We start from the raw sequence: 11,288 nt of genomic DNA, 5'->3' as shown, positions 1-11,288 counted from the left end.
AATACAGAGATATTTAGGTGGTTATAACGTTGGGGTTCCACCTCTTCCCATTCCGAACAGAGAAGTTAAGCCCAATCGTGCCGATGGTACTGCGTTTCGTGGGAGAGTAGGTAGCCGCCATTTTAAGAGATAGGGTGATGGAGTGCAAGCTTCGTCACCCTATCGTCGTTTATACGTCTACCCATTTGATTCTTTATTTGCGTATGACAAAGAAGATACTTCTTTTCTCCATGCTCCTTACGCTCGGCTTTGTTACGAGCTGTAAGGAGGATATGCCCCAACCCACTCCCGAGCCTACGCCTCCGGTATCGTCCGCAGAGCCCATGCCCTCGGTGCCTAAGCCTTCGGACTATCACATCGCTACGCGTATGGTCGTAGAGCCTATCCAGGAGAAGACGAGAGAGATGCTGAGTAAGCTGAAGATCGAAGACTTCGCTTGGCGTGGTAATAAGGATGCCATCAAGCTGGAAGACCTACTTCCCTTCGTGACCTTCAAGGCCTCCGACCTCGATGGAGAGCCCTATACGCTTACCTCGGAAGATCTGAAGCTGCTGGAGCTGGTGGATATGAAGTATGAAGAGCATGGCTCTTATAATGATTACATCGCCTGCAAGGTCCGATACAATCACATCTCGGGGACGTCTGTCCTGCGTATCCCCGTCTCTCGCCGTGACTACTTCATGCAGAAGTTCGAGGTGAATAAGGACTTTGCTCCGCAGTACTACCTCGGTGGGATTGCTCATCTCTTCCCAGCAAGTGCAGGGGAGATCCTGAAGGGGTATGATCGTAAGAAGTATGCTGTCGTCCTGACGGATGCGCGTGCAGACCACTCGAATAATTACCTTTCGTTCCGTGGTTTGGTACATCTCGTAGGTACGGGCATGGAGGACCCTGTCGTGGTACTTGACTTTGAGGCCAAGGGTTTCAAGCCCCTCTCAGCACTCCAGAGGCAGCTTACTTTCGTTACCTCAGGAGAGCTCAATGAGCGCATGAGAGATCGACTGAAGAAGATTCAGAAGAGTAAGACGATCACGGATGCTGTCGTCCTGCAGCTGGTACAGGATAATGCTAACTACTGGATCAAGCTCGCCAGTCCAGGTATCCAGAATACCTACGGCGGTGAATTGCATTGGGATGGTGATCACTTGAGAGGTGTGCTCTCTGGCGGGCATGATACCCGTGATATCTACCTCGAGGATGCACGCTTTGCTATCAACTCGGCTCGCTATGATAAGGCTGCTGGTACCGTGACGCTTGGAGTCGAGCTCATAGCGGCCAATGGAATCGCTGTCAGTGGTGTGATGACGACGCTGGTTGTTCGCTCTGTGAACCTCTAAGCTTTCGGTCTCAGACCGCTAAATCATAGGCTCGCCCCGACAAGTGCTGCTTGTCGGGGTGAGCCCATTTAATAGGGTAGTGGGAGCATGCTTCACCTTGCGCCTCTGTGAGCTAATATGAGGGAGAGGTGTGGTGGAATATCGGGCCGTTGTGGGCTTGCTTGTTATTCACAAAACTATTCTCTACCTTTGGTACATGATCTCGGGGCTCTATGCTTCCGATCGATAGCAAACGCAATATGAACAAACAAACCTCCCACGACAACTCTCTGGGCTCCTGGAGCTCTCGGTAATCCCACCTACGCCCCTCATTGGGTTGGCCTCCCACGGCGCAATTTAGAGCTCGAGCAGTCCTCCTACTTCCCCGACACACCCGACAGACGCTCACTCGGCCACATACCCCTTCCCCCGCTTCGGCGGACACCACCACGCACACGCAAAGGCTCCTCCCGATCCTCGCTAAGGGTCGTATACACGCATCATCAAGCCTTTGTCCCCACCATACCGTCTCATACGCTCCCAGAGTCCCCTCCCGAGGTGTCTCAGGGATGCAGTCCTACCATTACGCACATTCCCAGAGGGCACCTCGTGTACCCTCTCGACACCACATTAACGCAACTACAATTATGAGACTCCATATCAAGTATCTCTTGGGCTGCTTGGCGCTTCTCTTCCTTCTCCCCGCCTGTAAGGGGGAAAGTGACGTCGAAGAAGCTACCCTTGATCTCTCGGCCCAGAGTGTGACCTTCACCAAGGATGGCGGCGAGCAGACGCTTACCGTCTCGACCAACAAGGACAGCTGGTCAGCCTTCACCACCGAACGCTCTTGGCTCACCGTAGAGCAGCAGGGGAATACCCTCAAGGTCAAGGCTACAGCCAATGACCGCGGCATGGATCGTGCTGCTTCCGTAGTAGTCAACGCTGGCGGCATGCAGCGCGTCGTAGATGTCAAGCAGAGCGCTGCTGACGTCATCCTCGATGCTGACGCTACTTCGCTCGTCTTCCCTGCCGCAGGGGAAACGAAGAAGCTCGCTATCTCCAGCAACGGTGGCAACGTCACGGCTGAGCTCGCTTCGGCTGTCGACTGGCTGACGATCGACAAGGTCACTCCTACGGCTATCGTCCTCACCGCTAAGGAAAGCACGGAGAAGGTCAAGCGTAGCGTCAAGGTCAACCTCACCGTAGGTACCGTCATCAAGGAAATCGAAGTCACTCAAGAAGGGATCATGTACTACGTACTTCCCTACCTGAAGTTCCCCGCTACTCTCGCTGAAGTGATCCGCTACGAAAAGACTCGTGGCAACGAACTGATCAAGCTCCCTGACGGACTCTTCAACACGACGCTCTACCGCTTCGCTACGCAGAGTAAGATCATGCCCTTCATGCAGTATGAATTCAGTAGCGAAACGGCTGCCGGATTTTCTTCTGCCTCTACGCTCTGCTATGATGTGACTCTGGTCAAGGACAACGCCGACTATGATGCCTTCCTCAAGGAAAATGGCTTCGAAACGAAGGAAGTTGGTAAGGATGGCAAGTCCGTCACTTATACCAATGAGAAGCTGTCCATGCAGGTCCAGGTAGCCTTCCAGACAGGTGGTGCTATCATCACGGCTAAGTATGCTCCTAAGCAGGATAAGGACTATGCTACCTTTAAGACGCTGCCTATGACGCATCAGACCGAGATGATGAGCAATCCCGAACTCAAGATCATCAAGGACAAGAAGAAGGACGACATCCGTAAGCAGGAAGAAGCTTGGGGTTCTAAGCGCGATGAATCTATCACGCAGGACAACTACGACCGCTTCATCACGGGTACTACGGCCTTCGAAGAAGAAATCTATCGCGGTTACTTCTACATCCGTCCTTCTAAGGAAGATAAGATCGAAGAAAATGACCCCTACATCGACTATATGCACGGTGCACAGGCTGTCTACTCTAACATTGAGCTGGCATTCTGGAAGGATGCTATCGGTCGCTATGCTCTGACGAAGGAAGTGCTTGCACTCTTCAAGGAAGCTGGTTGCCCCTACCTCCGTCCTATAGGCAACAAGGGTTACCATGCCTTCTACAACAAGGATAAGATGCAGGCTTACGTCATGCGTGTTGCTTTCGATAAGGGCAAACCCATCATCGAAATGCAGTCCTTCTACGAAAAGATCGAGGCTGGTGGCGCTAGCTCTATCGCTACGCTCTCCAACTACGGACGTAGCATCCGCGCTCAGAAGGCTCACGACGAAGGTATCCGTCGTCTCGAACGCCGCATCTTAGCTTCACCTCTCTTCCGCTAAGGCTGCGGTCACTCCCCTCTAAGAGGATAGGGTGCCCAGGATATGCTCCGGGCACCCTGCCTCCTTGGGGCGTATGACTCCGTCACCAGACGCACACATCACACACTCCCCTCAGGTGAGATCGGCCCTACCTTACCGCCTCGCCTTGGGTTCACCATCCCCACACACAAAGACACATTATGAAATCGTATCTCAAGTACCTCATCGGCTGCTTGGGCCTGCTCCTCCTATTGCCAGCCTGTAAGAACGAAAGCGACGTCGAGGAAGCTACTATCGATGTCTCCACGCAGCTCATGACCTTCACTAAAGATGGTGGCGAACAGACCCTCACCGTCAAGACGAACAAGGACACGTGGACTGCCTTCACCACCCAGGAATCTTGGCTCACCCTCACACAGGAGGGCAATGCGCTCAAGGTCAAGGCCAGCGCCAATGATCGTGGTGTCGATCGCTCCGCTTCGATCATCGTCAATGCTGGTGGAGCACAGCGCCGTGTCGCTGTCACTCAGAGTGCAGCTGACGGCCTTATCGAGATGACGGATACCTTCGTGCTCTTCCCCAAGGCTGGTGCCACGAAGAAAGTCACCTTCTCGAGCAATGGCGGTGCCGTCAAGGCCGAGCTGGCTACCCCAGCAGACTGGCTCACCATCGATCGCATCGCTGATGGCAGCATCGTCCTCACTGCGAAGGAAAGTGCTGAGAAGTATCGTCGCCGTGTGAAGGTCCTCCTGACCGTCGGTACGACCCTCACCGAAATCGAAGCTATCCAGGAAGGCTCTGTACAGTACGTCCTGCCTATCCTGAAGTTCCCCGCTTCGCTGGCTACCGTGATGAGCGAAGAAATGGCTCGTGGTAACGCCCTTATCCAGCTCCCTGACGGCCTCTTCAATACGACCTCTTACCGCGTGGCTACGCGCAGTGAAGCGATGCCCTTCATCCAGTATGAGTTCACTGACCCCAGTGCTCCAGGCTTCAAGTCTGCTATGTCTATCTGTGCCGACAGCACGCTCGTCAAGGACAATCCTGAGTTCATGGCCTTTGTCAAGGAACAGGGCTTCGATGCTCCTACGATCTCTAAGGACGGTAAGACCACGACCTACACCAGCGAAAGCCTCCAGCTCCAGATCGAGGTGACGATCCAGCCTAAGGGTGCTGTCATCACCACGACCTATCGCCCCACGCAGCGCAAGTCCTACAAGACCTTCGACGTCATGCCTCTGGCCGAGCAGCTCAAGCTCCTCAGCAGCCGTGAGCTGGACATCATGAAGGCTAAGCGTGCTGAGATCCGCAAGCAGGAAGCTGAATGGGGCTCTGAATGGGCTGAACCACACGATCGTAAGTACTACGACCGCTTCATGGTGACGAAGGCCTTCGACGGCGAGTTCGCTCGTGGGTACTTCTATATCGTCGCTGACAAGTACAAGAAGATCCCCGAAGATGATCCATACGTGGATGCTGTCAAGGGGATCCAGGCCATCTACCACAATACCGAGCTGGCCTTCTGGCGTGACTATGCTGGCGACTTCCACCTCTCCAATGAAGTCATCAAGCTCCTTGAAGACAACGGCTATACCTTCCTGCAGAACCTCGAAGGCTATAGTAAGGCTTACTACAACAAGGAGAAGAAGCTCGCCTTCATCTTCACTGTACCTAAGCAGACCTACCAAGGCCGCTATATCCTCGAGATCCAAGCCACCTACGCTGACCGTGGTAACAAGTCCGCTACCCTCTCAGTGGCTACCCTCTCCGACTATCCCAGCTACCTGCGCGCCCTGCGTGCTCAGCAGGCTGAGGATCGTGCCTTCGCTGCTCAGCTGAAGGCTATCTTCGGGCACTAATCTTCCCGTGTACCGCACCACACGGATAGGGCGTTCGGGCTTCGGCCCGGGCGCCCTATTTCTGTTTCCTCACGAGCGGGGTAGTGCGAACCTATATTGGTCGGCGGGCTGACCTATATGAGACTGTTGCAGGAGAGTCCTGCTCTCTATTTATTGTGCTAAGGCATCGTGCTCTCAGCTACCCGATATACCTCTCCGAAGTGATACACAAGCCTCTCGCCTTATCGCGAGTATTCCTCTTATTCTGTGGAGGGAAAAGTGTCCTTCTCGTGAAGGAAAAAGCGCCTTCCCGTAGAGGCTTTTCCTCATCTATGCACGTAGTCTTAAAGACTAGGCACGCACATCCAAATATCCACGTACGTAGATATTAGAGCCACGTACGTAGTCCAAACTTATCTGCCACTCGTCCACAACTTTTATCCCTACGCGGAGCAACAACCTAATATAGGTCACTTCACAAAGCTATATAGGTCACGATGACGACCTATATAGGTCCGTGAACTGACCAATATAGGTCAGCCCGCCGAGCAATATAGGTTGGATTTGGGCTCCTCTATAGGATGCTTCTCGTGATGTGCTAATTCGCTCGGAATGTATGGGGTGTGATGTCGGGGCGGAGGTGGCGTCTGTGATGAGAATTTCCCCCTTGAGACGGTGCGGTGTATGACAGTAAAGTGTAAGGCTAACTTTATGCTCGTTAGTATTGGATTTCCCGAAACAAATCTCTAACTTTGATCCACGGTTGAGGCACAAAGCCTCTGCAAATACAGAACACTCATGATCGAATCATCAACCTCAGATATGCCCTTGGGCTACTGAGGCTCACGAAGAATCCCTTCAACTACGTCGGCTTGGGGCGGCCTCCCTCCGCGTAGATAGAGCCTTGGAAGCCCTGTTTTCCTTCCACACAAGACGCTCACCTCTCGGCCACACACACGATACACCTCGCACCCACCACACGCCTACGACGCACGGAGCTACCACCACAGTACCCTCTTCATAGCTCGTCCGCTGCTCGTCCTCCCTATCGCCTTCTTATGTCTCTGCCCGTAGAGCGCTTCGCTCCGTGGGATCTGTAGGCATTCTACACCAGACAAACTCCAGCTGCGCTACCTCGTAGATCGCACGCTTATATCCGTCTCTACCCATTTCTTCCACCCGCAGGCGACACACTTAGCACACACGCTCGTCACCGAAGCGGAGAGGCCAATGTCCTCCTACTCTGTACCCACCATGAGGTCCATATCTACCTACTTATTAGCGCTTCTGGCGCTCGTCTTCCTCCTACCTACCGGCTGTAAGCCTGATAGCGACGTCGAGGAAGCCACCCTTGAGCTGTCTCCCTCCACCCTCCGCTTCACTAAGGATGGCGGTGAGCAGGTCGTCACGATCACTACCAACCGCGAGAACTGGAGCGCCTTCTCCCCACAAGAAGACGCTTGGGTCAAGCTCAAAGAAGAGGGGAGTACCCTCCGTGTGAGCGTCCCTGCCAACCCTCGCAGCGAAGAGCGCACAACGTCGGTCATCGTCAATGCCGGAGGCCTGCAGCGTCGCATCGCTATCCGTCAGTCAGCCGGTGAGGCAAGCCTCACGCTGGAGCAAACGGTGACCTTCGGCCTCGAAGGAGGCTCTCATCTCATTACCTTCGCTGAGGCTTCGGCGGATGCTAAGGCTGAGCTCGCCGTCCCCACGGACTGGCTGAGTATCTCAGCTGCCAGTGCCAAGGGCTTCACCCTCATCGCACAGGCCAACGCTACGAAGCTACGCCGTGCTGCTAAGGTGAACGTCATCCGTGGCAATAGCATTCAGGAGATCGAGGTCGTGCAGGAAGGTCTTCCCTCGACGCTCCTACCCCTCTTGGAGTTCCCCGCTGACCTCTATCAGGTCATCCGCTACGAGCAGGGCAGAGGTCATATCCTCCTCGAGTCTGTCAATGGTGGCGAAGATGAGCCCTCGGTCTACCGCTTCCTCACGAAGGATAAGACCGTGCCCTTCATCCAGTACACGTTCAACGTCCCCCTCAGCCCCGGCTTCATGTCGGCTGAGACCCTCTTCTTCGGCTTCAACCCCAAGGAGGATGTCCCCGCCCTCGAAGCCTATCTCAAGGACCACGGCTTCACGCTCAGCAAGAGCACCGATCAGATGGCCGTCTACACGAGCACGACGATCCCCGTGAGCCTGCAGACGTACTACTTCTCCGATGGCGTGAAGCTGGAGTTCACCTACCAGCCCCAGCAGCCCCAGGCTTACAAGACCTTCACCACGCTGCCTATGACTCGCATGACTGCCTACATGGGCAATCGTGAGCTAAATAAGGCGGGTAAGAAGCGCGCTGAGATCCGCAAGGATGAAGAAGCGCTGGGTAGCGAATACTTCGATGTCGGCGATCCCTCAGCTGATGTCTATCAGGTGAAGAAGTCCTTCGATGGGGAGGATGTACGTGCCTATCTCTTCGTCGTGGCTAACCCTGACAAGGGGATCGCAGAGGATGATCCCTTCATCGATGTCTGCGTCGGGGTCAATGCTTTCTTCCCCATCACCATGGGTTACTGGCAAGATAAAATCACCGGAAAGCACTATCTGACCAATGAAGTGCGTTCATTCTTTGCAGGGGTAGGCTATCCCTACCTCGGGAAGCTGAAGAATGGCGACTACGCCTTCTATAATAAGGAGCGGCTCCAGGTGTATGTCTTGCGCGCAGTAGATGATGGGGCGACCCAGGTACTGCAAGTCCAGTCGATCTATGCTAAGGTCAAGAGTGCCAATGCCTCCCTCGCTTCCCAGCTCGACTATCGAGCCTCGGTCAAGCAGCGTCGTGAGGATCTGCGCCGACTGAGCGAACTCGTCGCGCCACGTGCGCTACGTCGGGCTTCCCATTAGTATTATCGTAGCCAGATAGAGGCTTTAGGCCTTGGCTCCTTATCTAATTTATATCCCGTTTAGATCAGCTTATGAAGCGTACATCTCATCTGCTCCTGGCCCTCTGTGTGGGGGCTCTCTCCCTCAGCTCGTGTAGCCGTAGCGGCAATGGCTCGGGGGACGAACCTAATCCCAGACCCCGTCCTACGGTACCGATAGACAACGGGCGCTACACCCTCCCCTTGCTCATCTATCCCTCTACGCTCGATGCCATCAAGGCCTACGAAGCGAAGCAGGGTAGCGTGCTTGAGTCGGTAGAAGAGTTCCCTGCTGGGAAGTACTACAATTACAAGCCCAAGAGTGAGGACGTCTTGAGTATAACCTACATGTATGGCAATGCGTCTGTCTCTGGCTTTGAGACCGTATTTGTAGCCTACAAGGATCCCAAGCTGGTGATTAACAATAAGGAGTTTGATGAGGTCGTCGCTCGCCATGGCTTCTTCCATAAGGGTAGCTATTCTGAAGGTAGAGGCCTGTATTGGACCTACTATGAGAACAAGTACTACCCCGAGCTGCGACTTCTCGTGCGTGAGAAGAATGGTAAGGGGCTGCTTGAGTTCAGATATGAGCCTACGCAGTATCCCAATGAGCACTATCCGACCTTCTCGAAGGTGCCCATGCAGAATCTGCTCCACTACCTCGAGAATCCCTTGAAGGGCTTTGCTGGCAAGACGATAGATGAGGTCAGCGCCTTTGAGGAAAAGCTGGGGAGTGAAGAGCATATCTCCCATGGGAGTCGCACCTACGAGGTGAAGACCTCCTTTGATGGAGAGTACAAGCGTACCTATTTCTTCTACGACCATGGTGATGAAAAGTATGGTCTGAAGGGTAAGTACAGGAGCATCTATAAGATCAGATGTAGGTACAAGAATCTTGGTCTGGGGATCCGCTACGACGCACGAGGTACGAGCTATGTCGCCACCGATGAACTTACACGTCTGATGGAGAAGGCTGGCTTCACTTTCCTTGGTACTCCTCAGCGACTCTTCCGGAATTATGGTACGCGCCTGACTTACGGCTTCGATTTCTGGGGGGGCGACCCTGACAGATCTCGTGAGGGGGTCGAGCTCGTCGCGGAAGTCTACTACGACAAGGACTAAGTATCCCACTCAACCTCTATAGATAAACTCCCGCTGGAGGCGGGGAGATCTCGCCCCGCCTCCAGCTTTTCCTCTCCATATCAAATCAGACTGCTTATAACGAACAGCTACTTTTCTTCCTTTCACACCTTCCACACACCACACGCAATTTTACCACCATGAGACGCTTCCACTTTGCCCTTCTTGGGATCTTGAGCGTATTCCTACTCAGCCTCCTTTGCCCCTCCTGTCGCCCTCAGAGCGATGTGGAGGAAGCTACCCTCGAACTCTCTGCCACCGCTCTGACGCTCCCACGTGAGGGCACGGCGCAGACCCTCACCATCACGACGAACCAGTCCAGCTGGTCAGCCTTCTCCCCGCAGGAGGCTACGTGGATCACCCTACGACAGGAGGGCAATACCCTCTATGTCGGAGCGCAAGCGAATGCCTCTGGGCAGGAGCGCACGGGGGCTGTCCTCGTCCAAGCTGGCGGCCTGCAGCGTCGTGTCACCGTGCATCAGACGGCGGCCGACGTCCTCCTGGAGGCTCCTGAGTCGGTCGTGCTCCAGGCTGAGGGCGGGTCAAGCGAGGTGAGCTTCGAGTGCAATAGCGATGCTCTCACCATCGAGCTGGCCGAGGGTGCCTCTTGGCTTCGTGTCGATAAGCGCACGGCTAAGACGTTCACTCTCGTCGCAGAGGCCAATGCCGACAAGCACAACCGCACGGCTAAGATCACCCTCACCGCAGGGACGGCCGTCCGTGAGCTGGAGGTCACCCAGCTGGGACTCACTCCCTACATCTTCCCCATGCTGACCTTCCCCTCACGCCTCTATGATATCGTCCGCTACGAGCATGAGCGAGGCAATACGCTTCTCTACTCCCGTGAGGAGACGAAGGAGCAGTACCCCAGCTTCCGCTTCCTGACGAAGAGCAAGGTCGTGCCACTCATCGAGTATCAGTTCAGCGCGACGAATAGCCCCGGCTTCTCTATCGCTACCCTCATCTATACGGATAAGGATCTCGTGAAGGGGAACAAGGACTTCGACGAAGCCGTAGCTGCCTATGGCTTTGTCAAGCAGAGCTCTTCGCCCGACTTGGTCTACACGCTGTATGAGAATACGAAGCTCCCTCTGCAGCTCCTCGTGACGATCTTCACGGGCGGGGCGAAGGTGCAGTTCGTCTACAACCCCACGCAGACAAAGCCTTTCCCCACCTTCAGCGAGATGCCTCTGAAGCGCCAGATCGAGTTCCTCGGGAGCCGTGAGCTGGATATCAAGGGTAAGAAGCAGGAGGATGTACGTGCCTTCGAGCAGACCGAGGGGAGCGAACGCATTGAGAATACCCCCGACTTCTACGACCTCTTCAAGCCCAAGCACTCCTTCCAAGATGAGGTCATCCGCGGCTACTTCTACATCATCACCCCGACGCAGATGGACGACCCCTATCTGGGTGTCGTGAATAGCGTCTTGGGCTACTTCCCCCAGCTTGAGCGTGCTCTGTGGTACGATGAGATCGACGGGCACTATCACCTCACCGATGAGGTGATGAAGCTCTTCACCTCCGCCGGCTACGAGTATATGGGCCAGACGCAGAATGCCAGCTATGCCTTCGCTAATCGTGCGAAGAACTTAGCCTACACCATACGTATCTTCTTCTATCAGGAGCAGCGCGTCCTCGACGTCCAGGCTTACTACACCGAGATCGATGATGGGTCGAATTCCGTCCAGGAGTTCATGAACCACCGCACCTCACAGAAGAAGCGTGCCGCCTTCCTCCGTCGTCTGGATGCCCTCTCTCAGCGTGCCATACGTTGAGTGCTCCAAGTTT

6 protein-coding genes and 1 rRNA gene are annotated in these 11,288 nt (G+C 54.7%); all 7 read left to right on the top strand.

The genetic code is table 11. From position 1 onward, the window contains the following. Positions 1-13: 13 nt before the first annotated feature. The 7 genes from rrf (at position 14) to KO088_RS08710 (ending at position 11,275) form a co-directional block, all read left to right on the top strand. Positions 14-123, top strand: a 5S ribosomal RNA gene (rrf, locus tag KO088_RS08740). Between the two features lie 80 nt (positions 124-203). Next, positions 204-1,337: a hypothetical protein gene (locus KO088_RS08735; RefSeq protein ID WP_215494417.1), complete on the top strand. Its 1,134-nt coding sequence runs from the start codon at positions 204-206 to the stop codon at positions 1,335-1,337. Between the two features lie 626 nt (positions 1,338-1,963). Further along, complete coding sequence (locus KO088_RS08730; protein WP_215494416.1) at positions 1,964-3,625, top strand: BACON domain-containing protein; 1,662 nt, start codon at positions 1,964-1,966, stop codon at positions 3,623-3,625. A 179-nt stretch (positions 3,626-3,804) separates the two neighbouring features. After that, positions 3,805-5,463 carry a BACON domain-containing protein gene (locus tag KO088_RS08725; protein WP_215494415.1) on the top strand — a complete coding sequence of 553 codons (1,659 nt, stop codon included), beginning with the start codon at positions 3,805-3,807 and terminating at the stop codon, positions 5,461-5,463. A gap of 1,233 nt (positions 5,464-6,696) precedes the next feature. Further along, complete coding sequence (locus tag KO088_RS08720; protein ID WP_215494414.1) at positions 6,697-8,343, top strand: BACON domain-containing protein; 1,647 nt, start codon at positions 6,697-6,699, stop codon at positions 8,341-8,343. A gap of 71 nt (positions 8,344-8,414) precedes the next feature. Continuing rightward, positions 8,415-9,482: a hypothetical protein gene (locus KO088_RS08715; RefSeq protein ID WP_215494413.1), complete on the top strand. Its 1,068-nt coding sequence runs from the start codon at positions 8,415-8,417 to the stop codon at positions 9,480-9,482. 158 nt (positions 9,483-9,640) lie between these two features. Continuing rightward, complete coding sequence (locus KO088_RS08710; RefSeq protein ID WP_215494412.1) at positions 9,641-11,275, top strand: BACON domain-containing protein; 1,635 nt, start codon at positions 9,641-9,643, stop codon at positions 11,273-11,275. The last annotated feature ends 13 nt before the right edge of the window (positions 11,276-11,288 follow it).

This window comes from Porphyromonas bobii (assembly GCF_943169685.1).
GTDB lineage: Bacteria > Bacteroidota > Bacteroidia > Bacteroidales > Porphyromonadaceae > Porphyromonas > Porphyromonas pasteri.
Note: the sequence above shows the minus strand (reverse complement) of the source record. Positions and strands in the feature narration are given on the sequence as shown.